This is a genomic window from Terrisporobacter mayombei, from assembly GCF_020748465.1.
GTDB lineage: Bacteria > Bacillota > Clostridia > Peptostreptococcales > Peptostreptococcaceae > Terrisporobacter > Terrisporobacter mayombei.
The window spans coordinates 541,101-558,357 of the sequence record NZ_JAHZMP010000002.1; the positions used below are offsets into that span (position 1 = coordinate 541,101).

Consider the following 17,257-nt stretch of genomic DNA (forward strand, 5'->3'; position numbering starts at 1 on the left):
TTAGCTTTTTTGTATATATATTAATAAAAATGATAATGGAGATATGAAGCCAAGTTCTTCTCATGTAAACGTAGAAATAAAGCCAGGAGATAAAATAGGTATTCTTGGTGAAAGTGTATGTGGTAAGTCTACATTCTTAAAATTATTAATGAGATTTTGGGACGTTAATGAAGGCAGTATATCTTTAGACAATAAAAATCTTAAAAATATGCCAACTAAAACCCTTAGAAGATCGCAGTCTTTAGTTACACAAGAGACTTTCTTATTTAATGATAGTATAGAAAATAATATAAAGATAGGTAAAAAATATGCCAGTGAAGAAGAAGTAATAGCAGCTTGTAAAAAAGCATCTATTCATGAGTTTATAAAAACACTACCACAAGGTTACAAAACTAATGCAGGTGAACTTGGTTCAAACTTCTCATCAGGAGAAAAGCAAAGGATAGGAATAGCTAGAGCTTTCTTACATGATGCAGATATACTAATACTAGACGAGCCAACAAGTAATTTAGATACTTTAAATGAAGCTGAAATTTTAAAATCAATAAATAATGAATGTAGAGATAAATCCATAGTAATGGTTTCTCATAGAAAATCAAGTGTATCAATTTGTGATAAAAAGATTTACGTGAGAAACAATACGCTAAATTTAGCTTAAGAAGGTAATGAAAATGGGAAGAATAGAAAAAGAGAAAAAAACAATAGGTCTTATGATAAATCTTTATTGTAAGAAAAAACATAAACATAAAGATGGATTATGTGAGGAATGCCAAGAACTATTAGAATATGCTCATAATAGGCTGGATCTTTGTAAATTTGGTGAAGAAAAAAGCTTTTGCAGCAAATGTCCCATACATTGCTACAAAAAGGATATGAAAGCTAAAGTAAAAGATGTTATGAAATTTTCAGGACCGAGGCTTATAATTTACAGTCCAATTCAATTTATAAAACATATATTTGAATAATAAAAATAAAGCCTGCTTTTTAGCAGGTTTTTCTTTTTTACAAGTTTAGTTGCTTCAACGAAGCAAATTTTTTATATAAAAAAATGTTTAATCTGGAAGAACTTTGCTATAATTTAGATAGATAGTTAACAAATAATTCTAAAGGCATAAGGGGGAAAGTAACTATGTCATACAATATAGCAGTTGCAGGTAAAGGTGGTACAGGGAAAACAAGTTTAACAGGGATACTTATTGATTATCTTACTAAAGAAAAAAAGGGTGAAACTTTAGTAGTTGACGCAGATGCAAACTCTAATATAAATGATGTATTAGGAATGGAATTAAGTGGTACAATAGGAGAAATAAAAGAAAAAGCAAACCAAATGGAACAAAAAAGAGAGCAATATCCAGGGGGAATGACTAAATCTCAATATTTGGAATATGAATTAAATTCTATTGTCGAAGAGGGAAATGGATATGATTTACTTGTAATGGGTAGATCAGAAGGTGAAGGTTGTTATTGTTTTGTCAATTCAATATTAAAAAGACAAATGCAATTAATGTCTAATCACTATGATTATGTAGTTATGGACAATGAAGCTGGTATGGAACATTTAAGCAGAAAAACACTTAGAGAAATAGATGATCTATTATTAATAAGTGATTGTTCAGCTAGAAGTATAGAAGCCGTTGCAAGAATAAGAGATTTAGCTAAAGAAATGGGAATAAGAGTTGGAAGAACATCTTTAATAGTAAACAAAGCACCTAATGGAGAACTAAATGATGGTGTAAAAAGAGAAATTGAAAGATTTAACTTAGATTTACTTGGAGTAGTTCCTATGGACGAAATGATATTTGAATATGACTGCAATAGAAAACCATTAGTTGAAATGCCAGAGACTTCTAAAGCTAGAATAGCCATGAAAGAGATTTTTGAAAAATTAAATGTTTAATATAAAAGAAACAGTATAAATTTATTTTATGCTGTTTTTCCATTTAATATTATAATTCATTAGTTCTAAAAATAAGTTTTTAGTTATAACTAGTTGCAAAATGAATTATAGTTACATATAATTAAATAATATAATTTATTTAAGGAGGATATTAAAATGAAAACTTGTTGTTGCTGTTGTTTGAAAAACTTAAAAAATTTCAAGAAACAGCATACCTGTGTTTATTTTAATATTTAATCTTAACTCATATTGTAAATAATTAATAATATTAAACTGCAGGTGTATCTGGAGTTTTTCTTTTTGTAGAAAAGTTTCATATTACTTGCAGTTTTTTTATTTAAGGAGAATTTATTATGGATTTAAAACTGTATAACACATTAAGTAGAAATGTAGAAAAATTTATACCTATTGAAGAAAAGAAAGTTAAAATGTATACTTGTGGACCAACAGTATACAACTATGCCCACATAGGGAATTTAAGAACTTATATATTTGAAGATGTATTAAAAAGAACTCTTAAATACAATGGATATGAAGTTAATCATGCAATGAATATAACAGATGTGGGGCATTTACAATCAGATGGAGATACTGGTGAAGATAAAATGGAAATGGGTGCTAAAAGAGAAAATAAAAGTGTGCTAGATATAGCAAGATTTTATGAAGGCGAGTTTCTAAAAGACTTACAATTTTTAAATATTCAAGTAGCAAATCATATTCCTAGGGCAACTGATCATGTAAAAGAAATGATAGAGCTAATAGAAAAATTAGAAAAAAGAGGATACACATATATAGCTAATAATAATGTATATTTTTCTATTGATAAATTTGAAGATTATAACAAACTGGCAAATTTAAGCTTAGAAGAAATGAACGCTGGAAATCGAGTGGAAGTAGATATTTATAAAAAGAATCCTCTTGATTTTGTTTTATGGTTTACTAATTCGAAATATGAAAATCATATATTACAGTGGGATTCTCCATGGGGTGTAGGATTTCCTGGTTGGCATGTTGAATGTTCAGCAATGGCAATAAAATATTTAGGTGAATATATGGATATTCATTGTGGAGGAATAGATCATATACCAGTGCATCACACTAATGAAATCGCACAATCAGAAGGAACCCTTGGACACAAGTGGGTAAATTACTGGTTACATGGTGAGTTTTTAATTCTTGATAAAGGAAAAATGTCAAAATCTAGTGGGTCATTTATTACATTAAATAATTTAATAGAAAATAATGTGGACCCATTAGTATATAGATATTATGTTTTACAATCAAAATACAGAAAACCTTTAGTATTTAGCTATGATAGATTAAAAGATGCATCTAATTCTTTTGAAATATTGAAAAATAAAGTAAGATTAATAAATGAAAATATTAATGATGAAATGTTAACAAATGCAAATATAATAGAAGAATACAAAAATAGATTTTTAAAATATATAAATGATGATTTAAATATAGCAAATGGTTTTACTTTGCTTCATGAAGTAATAAAAAGTGAAAAATTAAATAATAAAGATAAGAAAATGATAATAGATGATTTTGATAAAGTATTTGGTTTGAAACTAAATGAAATAAGTGATGATAAAGAAAAGCTTAATAAAGATTTTGTTAACAAGATTAATTTATTAATAGCAGAAAGAGAAGCTGCTAGAAAAAATAAAGACTATAAAAAGTCTGATGAAATTAGAGACTATTTATTTGAGAATAATATTGAAATAATGGATAATAAAGATGAAACAACTTGGAAATTAAGAATATAATTATAAAAACAAAAGTCCTATTAACTAGATGAAGTCTAGAATAGGACTTTTTTTATAGTTTTTTAGCACATTCAGGACATATGCCTGTAAACTCCAAATTATGACTAGTGATTGTAAATCCTGTTTCCCCACATAAATCATTTTCAAATTTTTTTAAAGGACAACAATTTACTAATACAACTTTATTGCATAAAGAACATATTAATTGATGTTTATGTTCTCTATTATTAATTTGATAATATGTTTTTCCATCATTACTCAATTGTTTTAATAAGATATTTTTTTCAGTTAGAGTATTTAAAGCCCTATAAACAGTAGATAGATTTATATTAACTTCCCTTGAAGCTTGCTCTAATATATCCTCAGACGTAAGAGGACTATCAGAGTTATTTAATACGGAAAGTATCATCATTCTTTTTTTAGTAGTTTTTAGATTGGCTGCTTTTAAAATATTATCTTCATTATTCATACTTTTCACATCCTTAAAAAATAAAAAATAATATGTTTCTTATAGTAATACTAAGAAAAGGATAAACTTATTATATGACTTTGTCAATAAAATATAAATGCATATGATTTGCACTTGACTAATATATATATAAGTAGTATTATTTATTTAGCAATGCGAATGAGAGGTGTTATCATTTAAAAACTTATTAAATATATAAATTAAAAAGGAGTCGAAAATTAATATGAAAAAAATAATATCCTTACTATTAGTTATACCTATGTTGTTTACAATAGGTTGTAGTAAAGAAAACAAAACTGATGAAAGTTCAGATGGAAAGATAAAAATATATACTAGTATATATCCTTTGTACGATTTTGCTAAAAAAGTTGGAGGAGATAAAGTCGATGTAACGAATTTAGTGCCTGCAGGAACGGAACCTCATGACTGGGAAATATCAACAAGTGATATTGTAAATTTAGAAAAAGCAGATATGCTTATTTATAATGGAGCAGGTATTGAAAACTGGACGGATAAAGTTATAGATACCTTAGAAAACAAAGATATAGTATATGTAAAAACTAGTGAAGGATTAGACATACATAAGGCAGGAGAAAAAGCTAGTAGCAATAAAGATGATGGACATAGCCACGGAAATTTTGACCCACACACATGGCTAAGTATAAAAAATGCCAAAAAGGAAATGGAAAATATTAAGGATGCTTTAGTAAAGCATGATCCTGAAAATGCTAAATATTATGAAGACAATTATGAAAGATATGCTAAAAAATTTGATGAGCTGGACAAAAAATATTCTGATACTTTAAATCCAATTAAAAATAAAACAATTATAGTTGCTCATGAAGCTTTTGGATATTTATGTTCAGACTATAATATAAACCAAGAGGGAATAGAAGGATTAACACCTGATAGCGAACCAGATCCTGCAAGAATGAGGGAAATAATTAAATTTGCAAAAGAAAATAATGTAAAAACAATATTCTTTGAAGAACTTGTAAGTCCAAAAGTTGCTGAGACAATAGCAAAAGAAATAAATGCTAAAATAGAAGTATTAAATCCATTAGAAGGCTTAAGTGAAGCACAAATTAATAATGGTGAAGATTATTTTAGTGTAATGGAAAAGAATTTAGAAGTATTGTATGAATCAATGAAATAATTCATACTAAATTTGGGAGGTATATATGAAAAATATAATATCTATTGAAAATGTATCCTTTGCTTATAATAAGGAAAATGTGTTGCAAGATATTATTTTATCCATAGATGAAGGCGATTTTGTCGGTATTATTGGTTGTAATGGTGGTGGGAAAAGTACACTTATGAAGCTTCTAATAGGACAATTAAATCCATCAAAAGGAAAAATTAAATTATTTAATGAAGACTTAGATAAAAGCAATAATTTAAATAAAATAGGATATGTACCACAAATATCACTATCTAGTGGAGCAAACTTTCCAGCTACGGTAGAAGAAATTGTTATGGCAAATTTATATTCCAAAGTTGGTTTTATGAAATTTCCTAAAAAGGAACATAAACAAAAAGTAAAAGAAGCCCTAAAAATTGTGAATATGGAAGACTATTCAAAAAGGTTAATAGGTAACTTATCTGGAGGTCAACAACAAAGGGTAATGATTGCAAAAGCTTTAGTTAGTGAACCTAAAATTATAATTTTAGATGAACCTACAACAGGTATTGATGCTACTTCAGAAGAGCAACTTTATACTCTTCTTGAAAAATTAAATAAAGAGTCTAAAATAACAATAGTTATAGTTAGTCATGACTTTGCAAAAATATCTAAATATACAAATAAAATATTTGTTGTCGAAAATAATAAGGTATCTTTAATGGGTAAGGAGAATGAGGTGTAAACATGATTTTTGAATATGATTTTATGAGGAGGGCATTTATAGTAGGAATATTACTTGCTATTATTGTACCTTGTATAGGTATTATAGTAGTATTAAAAAGATTATCTATGATAGGGGATGCACTATCTCACTCATCTCTTGCTGGTATTGCAGCAGGCTTAGTTTTTAATATTAATCCTGTACTTGGAGCTGTAATAGCATCTTTGGCATCTGCTTTTAGTATAGAATTTATAAGAAAAAAAATACCAAAGTACTCTGAAATGTCCATAGCAATTATTATGTCGGCTGGAGTTGGTTTAGCCGGTGTATTATCTGGATTTGTAAAAGATTCAGCATCATTTAATAGTTTTTTATTTGGTAGTATTGTAGCAATAACGGATTTTGAATTATTTATGGTAATAGGAATAAGCTTACTAGTTATTATTGCATTTATATTATTATATAAAGAACTAATGTACATTGCTTTTGATGAAGAAGGAGCAAGACTTGTGGGTATACCAATAAAGACTGTTAACTTTATTTTCACCATATTAACAGCTTTTACAGTGTCTATAGCAGCTAGAACAGTAGGTGCATTAATAGTTTCATCTATGATGGTGGTACCAGTTGCTTGTGCAATGAAATTTGGAAAAAGTTATAAACATACAGTATTGCTATCAATATTGTTTGCTGTGATTTTTACAATTATAGGACTAACAATATCATATTACATAGGGTTAAAGCCTGGTGGTACTATTGTTTTAACTGGAGTTTTATTCCTTATATTGACAATAATAATTAAAAGAGATTAAAGCAAGTGAATACTTCACTTGCTTTTTATTTCTACATGAATAGAAAAAATCTATTTACGTATTATTATGTAATTTACTTATATAATAAGAAGAAAAAAATAATAATATGTAGTAGATTTCTTGAAAAATATATGTGTTGGAAGAAATTTATGGTACAATTATAAAAAAAGGAATATGACGGAGGCAATTATGAATTCTAAAGACAGAATAGAATTATTTCTAAAATATCAAAATCAAAATATGTCCTTTGAAGATATTTCTAAAGAGTTAGAAATAAAACCTGCTACGCTTAGAAGAAGTTTAAATAAAAGTGGATACAAATCAGAAAAGGGAATATATGTAAAATCTTTTGATGAGTCACAATTATCATTTGATAGTGCAGATAATACAAAAAAAAGTTCTAAAAGCAAGTTAAAGACCAATGATGCGAAAGAAAAAACTAAAAATAAAGAAACTATAAAAACTAAAGAAAAGGTAAATAAAAAGAAATCAACTATGCCTAAGAAGGATAAAAAAATAAATATAAATCAAGATGACATAGATAAATTATGTGAAGTTTATGATTGGTACATAGAAGTAAAAGACAATAAGATTTTTAGACCTAAGAAAGTATCTAATAAAAAAGACATTATATTAGATAATGAAGAAATTAGTGATTTAAAATCAGTTAATATTAGAGTTGATAAACAGACTTGGGAAGATTTTGATAGACTATGTAGCAACTCATCTTACAATAAGAAAGAAATTTTAACACAGGCGTTAAAAGATTTTATGAAAGCATATAAGAACCTTCTTTAAGAAATGACCTATTAGAATGAAAATGAGGTGCAAGTATATGAATAACATTATGAAAAAATCAATTTTACTTATTCTTATATTAATAATTTTAATAATAGGTATAAATATTATTACAAGTGTTAAAGAAACAAAATATAGTGAATTCGAAACAGGTACTATAAATAGTGGTAATGCAAAAACATTACAAATTGATAATAATAAAATCACTAATTTATCAGATAGAACTGGAAATGATGTTACTGCTATGACTAAGATAAAAAATATATCTAAATTGAATTTAAGTCAAATAGTATTATTTTATGATGAACTGGATAAGAATGATAATGTTATATCTAAGTCTAAAATTGATATTGATATAACATTGAGTCCAAATGATACTATGCAGGTGCAATTTACACCAAAAGATTATACGGACTCCATCGAAATTACAGGTTATACATATTTAGCAGAAGATTGTAGCGTGGTTGTAAATTTAAAGGATAATGAAATAAAAACATATGAGAATAATAAGTATTTAGAAAATAGTAAAAACTATGATGTAATGTCAATAAATAAAGACAATAATAGATCTAAACAAGATGATTTAAATTTCACTATAGAAATTGAGAATATATCAGATAAAAATTTAGGAAATATTGTTTTGAAAGTTGCAGAAATAGACCAAAATAAAGAAATAGTAAGAGTTGATCATATAATATATAACTCTATTTTAAAACCAGAACAAAAAGATAAAATAGTAAGTTCTTTATATGATTCTAATTACGATATTAAAATTTTAGGTTACACATATGATGATATGGAAAATAAGAGTAATGTAGATATTGATTTAATTACAAAGAAAGTAAATATAGTTGAGAATGGACAATAATAATTAGGAATATTTCAAATCTTATTTTGGGGTATTCCTTTTGTTTATATAAAAGAAATCATAAGTAATAATAGGAGAAAAAAATGAAGATATTGGTAGTAGAAGATAATAAAAAGTTATTACAAACTATTGAAAAGGAACTAAAAAAACACTTTGAAGTTGAATGTTGTGAAGATGGAGAAGAAGCACTTTACCTTATAAAACAAGGTATATATGATTTAGTAGTACTAGATTTGATGTTACCAAGTTTAGGTGGAATAGATATTCTAAAAGATACAAGAAATAATCATATAGATACACCTGTACTTATTTTAACAGCGAAAGAAAGCCTTGATGAAAAAGTTGAAGCCTTTTCTATTGGAGCTAATGATTATCTAACAAAGCCATTTTATATGGAAGAATTAGTTGCAAGAATATATGCAATGCTTAGGACAACAGGAAAATTACAAACAAAAAATACATTGGATTTTTATGACTTACATCTCGATTTGAGTAGAAGAAGAGTATTTTATAAAAACGAAGAAATAGAATTACAAAACAAACAGTTTAACTTACTAGAGTATTTCTTATTAAATAAAGGTACCATATTATTAAAGGAACAAATATATGACAGAATATGGGGGATGGAATCAGACGCAACTATAGAAATTGTGGAAGTATATATAAGTAATTTGAGAAAAATATTAAGCAAATTTGGATATGATAAATGCATAAAAACTAAGCGTAAGGTTGGGTATATGTTTGATGATAAATAAAAAAGTTTTTAATGATACTAAAGATAAACTGATTAAAATAAATATTTTAGTAGTATCTAGTTTTTTAATTATTTTTTCTCTTTTTACATTTTTTTATTTTCGAAGCATAACTTATAATAGCATAGATAATAAGTTAAAAGAAGAATGTGAATACATTAGTATGCAAGTAAATAGGAGCTCATATTTAAATCCAATAGTTTTAAATGATCCTAGGGACTTAGTATATATTTATAAAAATAATAGGCTTATATACTATACAAAAAGTGATTATTTTAATGAATATGCACCTTTAGAGGAAAGCAATCAGACAAATGCATGTTTTACTTATAAAAAAGGAAATTACACATTTAGAGAATTATCAATAACAATAAACAATATGAAAATTAGGATAATACGAAATATTGATTCTGAGCTTTCATCATTAAAGCAACTACTTTTTGTTATAGGAATAGGAATAGTATTTTCTATTATTATTACATACTTTGTTGCTCTATATTTAACAAGAAAGGCTTTGTCGCCAATAGAAAATGCTTGGTATACACAAGCTAAATTTATTCAAGACGCCTCACACGAGCTAAGAACTCCAATTACCATAGTATCATCCAAATTACAAAGTCTTTTAACTGTTCCTAATAATACAATAAGTGATGAGGTAGAAACTATAGCAGATGCGATGAATGAAACTAGAAGACTAAAAAAGATGATTAAAGACTTATTATCACTTTCAAAAGAAGATTCTATAATAAAATTGAAGATTGAAGAAATTAATATGGTAGACCTTGTTGAAGAAATATATAGGGATTATATTGATATAGCGAATATTCAAAATAAAGTTTTAAAATACGAAAATAATCTTAAAAATCCGTTGGTTTTAAGTGATAAGAATAAGCTTAAACAATTATTATTAATATTTATAGATAATGCGTTTAAATACACAGATACAAATGGTGAGATAAGTTTTAAACTAGACGAAAAAGATAATAAAATAATTTGTACAATTTTAGATACAGGTATTGGAATTAAGGAAAGTGATTTAAAACATATTTTTGATAGATTTTTTAGAAGCGATAATGTGAGAAATCAAGATATTGATGGGTCAGGTATTGGTTTATCTATTGCAAAAATGATAAGTATAAATCTTAATTGTAAAATAAAGCCTTATTCTGTAGTAAACGAAGGATCTAAATTTGAAATAACAATACCTAGAGAAATTTCTTAAATAAATTTTTTGTCATTATAAAATATGCATAAATTAAATATAATATACATATCTATCCATATAATGTTAACCTTTATTGAAAAAAATTAATATTATATAGTGATACATTAGGGGGAGAAATAATGCCAAATATATTAAATAATTCTCAATTTTATAATAAAGTTAGAACGTCAGAAAAATTAGTAGTAATGGATTTTTTTGCAACATGGTGTGGACCTTGTAAAATGTTAGCACCAATATTTGAATCTTTAAGTAATGAAATGTATGATAAAGTTGACTTTGCTAAAATTGATATCGACAGAAGCTTTGAAGTTGTGGAAGAATATAAAATAGTTTCTGTTCCAACAATGATAATATTTAAAAATGGAAAAGAAGTTCAAAGAATAGTGGGGTTCGCTCCAAAGGAACAAATAAAATCTAAAATAAAGGCTCATTTATAAGAGCCGTGAATTGTGGTGAATAATAATGAGATATGATATAGCAATAGTAGGAAGTGGGCCAGCTGGCCTTTCAGCGGCAATAAACGCAAGAATTAGAAACAAAAATATAATAGTATTTGGAAATGAAAATCTAAGTAACAAACTAGAAAAAGCTCCAGAAATAAACAACTATTTAGGGTTTCATGAAATTAGTGGAGAAGACTTGAAAAATAAATTTAAACACCATATAGATAGCATGGGAATTAAGGTTTCCAATAATAGAATTACAAATATTTATGCTATGGGAGATTACTTTGCTTTAATGAGTGGTGAAAATATGTTTGAAGCTACTACTGTTATATTAGCAACAGGCGTTCAATATGGAAAACCAATTAAAGGTGAAGAAGAGTATTTAGGTAGAGGAGTGGGCTATTGTGCTACATGTGATGCTCCTTTATATAGAGAAAAAACTGTAGCTATTATAGGGTACAATAAAGAATCTGAAGAAGAAGCAAATTTCTTAAATGAAATAGCATCCAAAACATATTTTATACCGATGTATAAAAATGAAAGTCTTATGAGAGGAAATGATTTAGATACTGGTATAGAAGTTATAAATGAAAGACCAGTTGAGATAAAGGGAGAAATGTTGGTAAATCAAGTATCATTTAAAAATAGTGCTATAGATGTGGATGGAGTTTTTGTAATAAAAGATAGTGCATCGCCAAAAACTTTAGTACCAGGACTTGAGGTTGATGGCTCACATGTTAAAGTTGATATAGATATGAATACTAATATTGCTGGATGCTTCGCATGTGGAGATATAGCTGGTAAGCCTTATTCTTATATTAAATCAGCAGGCCAAGGTCAAATAGCAGCAATTAATGCAGTGTCATATATAGACCAATTAAAAATAAAAGAAAAAAATATTAAATAAAATTTTCAGAGTTAATATTAATGATTTTTAATTCATAATATATTAACTCTTTTTTATTGCAAAAATAAATATAAAGTTAATATTATAACTTTGCGTAAATATTTATTATATAAAAAATAATAAAAAAGTACTTGATAAAACTAATTAAGTGTACTATTATTTAGTTAAGTAAGTACTTAAATAAAAAGAGGTATCCATGGAAACTTTAGTAAAGGTGTTTAAAGCACTAAGTGATGAAACTAGATTGAAAATTTTAATGATTATATCTAGTAAAGTTATGTGCCAAAAAGGCATATCAAAGCATTTACAGATTTCAGACTCAGCAGTTTCTCAGCATATTAAAATATTAAAAGAAGCAAATATTTTAACAGGATTTAAAGAAGGATATTATGTTTTTTATAAAATCAATGAAGAAGTTTTTAATGAATGTATATCTTTTATGAAATTTATAAATGATGATGATCAAAATTTTATACATATGACAAATATTGAAACTAGTAAAAACTGTTGTGGAAATACCTGTAAAGGCAAGTCAAAATGTTGTAGGAAAAGGGAGGATTTAAGATGAAAATTTGTATACCAGTAGTAGAAAATAAAGGGATGGAAAGTACTCCATATAATCACTTTGGGTCAGCTCCAAAATTTTTAGTTGTAAGTTCAGATGGAGAAGAAGTTGAAGTAATAGATAATGGTGATTTAAATCACGAGCACGGAAAATGTCAACCTATGAAGGCTTTAGCTAACAAAGCTGTAGATGTTGTTATAGTAAGAGGAATAGGTGCTGGAGCAATATCTAAATTAAATAGTATGGGAACAAAAGTATTTAGAGGTATTGAAGGAAACGTAAAAGAAAACCTTGAATTATTAAAAGAAAATAAATTAGTTGAGTTTACTGCAAACAATGGTTGTGATCACCATGATTGTGGAAATCACTAGAAAGTAAAAAACATCTTGAAGCTAATGTTAGCTTCAAGATGTTTTTACTTATTATTCTATATTATTAATATTTTTTTTACATTCCTCGATTTTGTCTGAAAATGCATTTAGAGTTTCTTCTAGTTGACTAATATCAACGTCAGAGATATCGTAGTTTAAGAATAAATTTTCTACATCTGTTGTTAAAGAAGTTATTGTATTATTCAAGTTTAAAAAATTATTAAAATTATCAAGTTTTTTAGCTTTTTTAAATTTACTTAAATCTTTTTGTATAAATGAAACTATTTCAATTTCTTTATCAAATATACCTTTGCCCAGTGGATAAGGCTCAATTCTTTGTAAAAAATATTGATTTTTATGATTTATATTGTATGTATATGTAATATCTAGGTCATCAATTTTAAATTTAATAAAATATAAAAATCCTCTAACATGGGTTATTTTAGTAGCTCCAATTTGTCTAAGTAGTATTTCAATAGAATCTCCTTTTGTGCTATATGTATCTATGATTTTCATTATATCACCATCCTAGTTAATATTTTAATAATAAATATATGGTCGAAATAAAAACTGTCAGTAACATGACTGGGAAGCCAAGTTTAAAGTATTTTTTAAAAGAAATATCATATCCGTGCTTTTCACCAATATTTGCTAAAACAACATTGGCTGAAGCTCCTATTAATGTTCCATTTCCACCAAGACAAGCACCTAGAGACGTTGCCCACCAAAGTGGCATAACATTCATTCCTTGAGATTCCATAGTAAGTATTAATGGAATTAAAGTGGCTACAAATGGTATGTTATCAAGGAAAGAAGATATTATAGCTGAAATCCATAATATGAGACACATTGTATATGTAGTATTTCCTTTTGTTAAATCTATTAAAAATTGTGCAAGGCTATTTATAACACCTGATTCAGAAAGTCCACCTACAACTATAAATAAGCCTACAAAAAATAATATTGTACTCCACTCAACACTACTTATTATTTCATTTGTATCTTGTTTTCCTATTATAAGCATAATACATGCTCCAGATAAAGCAATCATAGAAGATTCTACATTTAAACTACTATGAAAAATAAATCCAAGCAAAATCAAGAATAAAACACAGATACTTTTATAAAGTAGAGGTTTGTCTTGTATAGCTTTTTTCTCATCTAAAGATGTAATACATGCCTCGTTAGCCATATTAGAAAGATCTTTTTTATATATGACTTTAAAACATATAATTACAGCAATTAAAATAACCACAACAACTGGCCCAACATTAACAATAAAATCAGAAAAACTTAAATTTGCTGCACTACCAATCATTATATTTGGTGGGTCTCCTATTAAAGTAGATGTACCTCCAACATTAGACGCGATTATTTCTGTCATAAGAAATGGAATTGGATTAACATTAAGAATCTGACATATTACAATGGTCATAGGACCTACTAGCAATACAGTTGTTACGTTATCCAACAATGCAGATAATACAGCTGTAATAATAATAAAATAAACCATTATTTTCCAAGGATTTCCTTTAGATTTCTTTGCTGAATAAATAGCAATATATTCAAATAAGCCAGAATTTTTAACTATTGATACTACAATCATCATACCCATAAGTACCCCAATAGTATTAAAGTCTATATGTGAAATAGCTTTCTCTAAAGTTAAAACATTGGTAATTATCATAAGGACAGCACCACTAATAGCAGCCACAGTTCTATCTATTTTTTCTGTTACAATAAATAGTATTACCGCAGCGAAGATTAAAACTGATATAATTTGATTGCTCATAAAATCACCTCCATAGTCATTGAATAATTAGAAAGACTAGCCACATTATTAATATTAACATATATTTCCAAAAAGGGAATGGTAAAACGGATTTTTCATTGTTAATATATTAATTAAAGAAAAAATGAAAAAGTGCTATGAGAATACATTCACTTTTTATAAAGGTATTTTAAAATTAAAATAATAAACTTGTATTAAGGAAGTGAATTAGGATATAATTATTAACAAACACAAGTTCGTATATAGGAGATGAAATATGTATAAAAAACCTATAGAAATATTGGAAAAGTATTTTGGATACAAAGAATTTAGAAAAGGTCAAGAAGAGATAATTAATTCTATACTGAATAAAAAAGATGTGGTAGCCATAATGCCTACAGGTGGTGGAAAGTCATTATGTTACCAAATTCCAGCCCTGATATTAGATGGCATTACCATAGTTATATCACCACTAATATCATTAATGAAAGATCAAGTAGACACTTTAAATTCAATGAATATTAAATCATCATATATAAATAGTTCTTTATCAGACAATGAAATAAAAAATATACTAAATGGTGTATATAATGAGGAATATAAGATTATATATGTTGCCCCAGAAAGATTAGATAATTATGACTTTATTAATGTTATTAAAAGAACGAATATAAGTCAAATTGCTGTAGATGAGGCTCACTGTATTTCACAGTGGGGTCATGATTTTAGAAAAAGTTATACTAAAATATCACATTTTATTTGTGATTTAGAAGAAAGACCTATAGTTACTTCTTTTACTGCAACTGCATCTACTAAAGTAAAAGAAGATATAATAAAGAATTTAAGGTTACAAGACTATAAGGAATATATTACAGGATTTAATAGAGATAATTTGGAGATTGATATAGTTAAAAACTGTAATAAGAAAGAATATATACTAAACTATATTGAAAAGAATAAAGATAATAGTGGAATAGTATATGCTGCTACGAGAAAATCTGTTGAAGCAATATATGAAAGCCTAAAGAAAAGAAATTATTCTGTTGTAAAATACCATGGTGGACTAAATAATGAAGAGAGGCAGCGCTATCAAGAGTTATTTGTAAAGGATGAAAAGAATATAATGATAGCAACAAATGCCTTTGGAATGGGTATAGATAAAAGTAATATAAGGTGGATTCTTCATTATAACATGCCCCAAAGTATAGAAAACTATTATCAAGAAATAGGTAGAGCTGGAAGAGATGGAGAAAAAAGTAGGTGTACTTTATTGTTTTCACCACAAGATATTCAGACGCAAAAATTACTTATTGATTCAGGTATATCCAATATGGAAAGAAAACAAAGTCAGTATACTAAATTACAGCAGATAATAGATTTAGTTTATAGCAATGATTGTTATAGAAAAAATATCTTAAATTACTTTGGAGAAGAGTTTGAAAATAAATGTGACAACTGTAGTAATTGTTTAAATAGAGGCATTATGGTTGATAAGAGTGAAGATGCCATGAAGGTAATATCATGTATTATCAGAATGAAAAGAAGCTATGGAATAAATATGATTGTGGATGTACTTAGAGGATCTAAGAATAAGAAGGTAATTAATTTAGGTTTTAATAGTTTATCTACATATGGTATTATGAAAAACTATAAAAGTGAAGATTTAAAAATATTTATTAATACTTTAATATCCCATGGTTACTTAGATATGGTAGAAAGTGTTTCAAATAATAATTCTTTTGCAACTATAAGAATTAACAACATGTCAAAAGAAGTAATTAAGGAAAATAAAAAAGTAATGCTATATGAAATTTCTTCACAAGAAGATGAAAAAGATGTTAACCATCTATATGATAAACTGAAAGAGATAAGATTTATTGTAGCTAAGACAAATAATATTGCACCATATATGGTATTTTCTGATTCCACTCTTATGGAGATGAGTAAGAAGTATCCTACAAATAAACTAGAAATGCTAGAAATATCTGGTGTTGGAGAAGTTAAATTTGATAAATATGGTGAGAAATTTATTGAAGAAATAATAAAATATACAAGTGAAAATAATATAAAAATAAGTGACATAAGTGAAGAAAATAATAATTTAAAACAATACGATGAATTTTTATATGTAAATAGTAATAAAGAACTTTATGACAGACTTAAAGAACTTAGAGCTTTTTATGCTCAAAAAGAAAATACCATTTTCTATAAAATATTATCTAAAAATACATTAAAAGAGATTAGTGGAAGATATCCAGTAAGTGAGAAGGAATTATTAGATATTAGTGGTATAGGTCCAGTGAAATTTAATAAATATGGTGAAGATATTGTCAAGATAGTAAAGGAATACTTAGAAGAAAAAAATATTAATCCTGTTTGGCAAGAAAAAAAGAAGCTTAATATAGTTATAGATGGAGATAACCGTAAAAATAACGAAATAGCTTTAGATTTACTTAATCAAGGTAAAGAATTGAATGATGTAAGTTTAGAAGTAGAAGTATCTCCAGCAACTTTACTAACTTATGTTAATGACTATATTATAGACGGAAATGCTTTAAATTTTGATTTAGAATTAAGTGAATATTATAATGAAAGTGAAAAGAATAAAATCTTAAAAGCTATGGATGAGTGTAAAAGTCAAAACTTAAATTTAATCAAAAAAATACTTCCATCTAATATAAAATATGAAAGTATTATGGCGGTAATAATTGAAAATAATTTGAATTTGTCAAATAAAAAGAAGGAATTATGTTAGAC

Annotated in this window: 19 protein-coding genes; 16 read left to right on the forward strand and 3 right to left on the reverse strand. The window is 26.6% G+C overall.

Going from position 1 to position 17,257, the window contains the following annotated elements; all coding sequences use genetic code 11:
- Nucleotides 1-43: 43 nt before the first annotated feature.
- The 4 genes from K0039_RS09050 (at nucleotide 44) to cysS (ending at nucleotide 3,669) form a co-directional block, all read left to right on the forward strand.
- Entirely contained in the window at nucleotides 44-658 is a 615-nt protein-coding gene (locus K0039_RS09050) for an ATP-binding cassette domain-containing protein (RefSeq protein WP_331476735.1), read from the forward strand.
- Nucleotides 659-671: 13 nt separating this feature from the next.
- Complete coding sequence (locus K0039_RS09055) at nucleotides 672-965, forward strand: nitrous oxide-stimulated promoter family protein (protein WP_228104729.1); 294 nt, start codon at nucleotides 672-674, stop codon at nucleotides 963-965.
- A gap of 164 nt (nucleotides 966-1,129) precedes the next feature.
- Nucleotides 1,130-1,897 (forward strand): ATP-binding protein, encoded by a 768-nt coding sequence (locus K0039_RS09060; RefSeq protein WP_228104730.1) that lies wholly within the window; start codon nucleotides 1,130-1,132, stop codon nucleotides 1,895-1,897.
- A gap of 353 nt (nucleotides 1,898-2,250) precedes the next feature.
- Entirely contained in the window at nucleotides 2,251-3,669 is a 1,419-nt protein-coding gene (gene cysS / locus K0039_RS09065; RefSeq protein ID WP_228104731.1) for a cysteine--tRNA ligase, read from the forward strand.
- 52 nt (nucleotides 3,670-3,721) lie between these two features.
- Here the strand turns inward: cysS and K0039_RS09070 are convergent, their stop codons facing one another.
- Nucleotides 3,722-4,138 carry a Fur family transcriptional regulator gene (locus K0039_RS09070; RefSeq protein WP_228104732.1) on the reverse strand — a complete coding sequence of 139 codons (417 nt, stop codon included), beginning with the start codon at nucleotides 4,136-4,138 and terminating at the stop codon, nucleotides 3,722-3,724.
- Nucleotides 4,139-4,361: 223 nt separating this feature from the next.
- Here K0039_RS09070 and K0039_RS09075 point away from each other — a divergent pair, with 223 nt between their 5' ends.
- The 11 genes from K0039_RS09075 to K0039_RS09125 all read left to right on the forward strand — a co-directional run bounded on the left by K0039_RS09075 (nucleotide 4,362) and on the right by K0039_RS09125 (nucleotide 12,729).
- Complete coding sequence (locus K0039_RS09075; protein WP_228104733.1) at nucleotides 4,362-5,294, forward strand: metal ABC transporter substrate-binding protein; 933 nt, start codon at nucleotides 4,362-4,364, stop codon at nucleotides 5,292-5,294.
- A 25-nt stretch (nucleotides 5,295-5,319) separates the two neighbouring features.
- Nucleotides 5,320-6,006: a metal ABC transporter ATP-binding protein gene (locus K0039_RS09080; protein ID WP_228104734.1), complete on the forward strand. Its 687-nt coding sequence runs from the start codon at nucleotides 5,320-5,322 to the stop codon at nucleotides 6,004-6,006.
- Between the two features lie 2 nt (nucleotides 6,007-6,008).
- Entirely contained in the window at nucleotides 6,009-6,797 is a 789-nt protein-coding gene (locus tag K0039_RS09085; protein WP_228104735.1) for a metal ABC transporter permease, read from the forward strand.
- Nucleotides 6,798-6,986: 189 nt separating this feature from the next.
- Nucleotides 6,987-7,595 carry a DNA-binding protein gene (locus tag K0039_RS09090; protein WP_228104736.1) on the forward strand — a complete coding sequence of 203 codons (609 nt, stop codon included), beginning with the start codon at nucleotides 6,987-6,989 and terminating at the stop codon, nucleotides 7,593-7,595.
- Between the two features lie 37 nt (nucleotides 7,596-7,632).
- Nucleotides 7,633-8,463, forward strand: a complete 831-nt coding sequence (locus K0039_RS09095; RefSeq protein ID WP_228104737.1) for a hypothetical protein — start codon at nucleotides 7,633-7,635, stop codon at nucleotides 8,461-8,463.
- A gap of 83 nt (nucleotides 8,464-8,546) precedes the next feature.
- Nucleotides 8,547-9,218 carry a response regulator transcription factor gene (locus tag K0039_RS09100; protein ID WP_228104738.1) on the forward strand — a complete coding sequence of 224 codons (672 nt, stop codon included), beginning with the start codon at nucleotides 8,547-8,549 and terminating at the stop codon, nucleotides 9,216-9,218.
- Nucleotides 9,208-10,437, forward strand: a complete 1,230-nt coding sequence (locus tag K0039_RS09105; protein ID WP_228104739.1) for a sensor histidine kinase — start codon at nucleotides 9,208-9,210, stop codon at nucleotides 10,435-10,437. Before K0039_RS09100 ends, K0039_RS09105 begins: the two co-directional genes overlap by 11 nt.
- A 122-nt stretch (nucleotides 10,438-10,559) precedes the next feature.
- Complete coding sequence (trxA, locus tag K0039_RS09110) at nucleotides 10,560-10,877, forward strand: thioredoxin (RefSeq protein WP_228104740.1); 318 nt, start codon at nucleotides 10,560-10,562, stop codon at nucleotides 10,875-10,877.
- A gap of 25 nt (nucleotides 10,878-10,902) precedes the next feature.
- Nucleotides 10,903-11,793 (forward strand): NAD(P)/FAD-dependent oxidoreductase, encoded by an 891-nt coding sequence (locus K0039_RS09115; protein ID WP_228104741.1) that lies wholly within the window; start codon nucleotides 10,903-10,905, stop codon nucleotides 11,791-11,793.
- Nucleotides 11,794-11,989: 196 nt separating this feature from the next.
- Nucleotides 11,990-12,361, forward strand: a complete 372-nt coding sequence (locus K0039_RS09120) for an ArsR/SmtB family transcription factor (protein ID WP_228104742.1) — start codon at nucleotides 11,990-11,992, stop codon at nucleotides 12,359-12,361.
- Nucleotides 12,358-12,729, forward strand: coding sequence for a NifB/NifX family molybdenum-iron cluster-binding protein (locus tag K0039_RS09125; RefSeq protein ID WP_228104743.1), 372 nt, complete (start codon nucleotides 12,358-12,360; stop codon nucleotides 12,727-12,729). Before K0039_RS09120 ends, K0039_RS09125 begins: the two co-directional genes overlap by 4 nt.
- Nucleotides 12,730-12,780: 51 nt before the next feature.
- Here the strand turns inward: K0039_RS09125 and K0039_RS09130 are convergent, their stop codons facing one another.
- The gene (locus K0039_RS09130) at nucleotides 12,781-13,245 is read right to left on the reverse strand and encodes a hypothetical protein (protein ID WP_228104744.1); all 465 of its coding nucleotides are present in this window, start codon (nucleotides 13,243-13,245) and stop codon (nucleotides 12,781-12,783) included.
- A 16-nt stretch (nucleotides 13,246-13,261) separates the two neighbouring features.
- Complete coding sequence (locus K0039_RS09135; protein ID WP_228104745.1) at nucleotides 13,262-14,521, reverse strand: ArsB/NhaD family transporter; 1,260 nt, start codon at nucleotides 14,519-14,521, stop codon at nucleotides 13,262-13,264.
- A gap of 256 nt (nucleotides 14,522-14,777) precedes the next feature.
- Between K0039_RS09135 and recQ the strand changes: the two genes are divergently transcribed.
- A complete protein-coding gene (gene recQ, locus K0039_RS09140) occupies nucleotides 14,778-17,255 on the forward strand; it encodes a DNA helicase RecQ (RefSeq protein ID WP_228104746.1) in 2,478 nt (825 codons plus the stop codon).
- The last annotated feature ends 2 nt before the right edge of the window (nucleotides 17,256-17,257 follow it).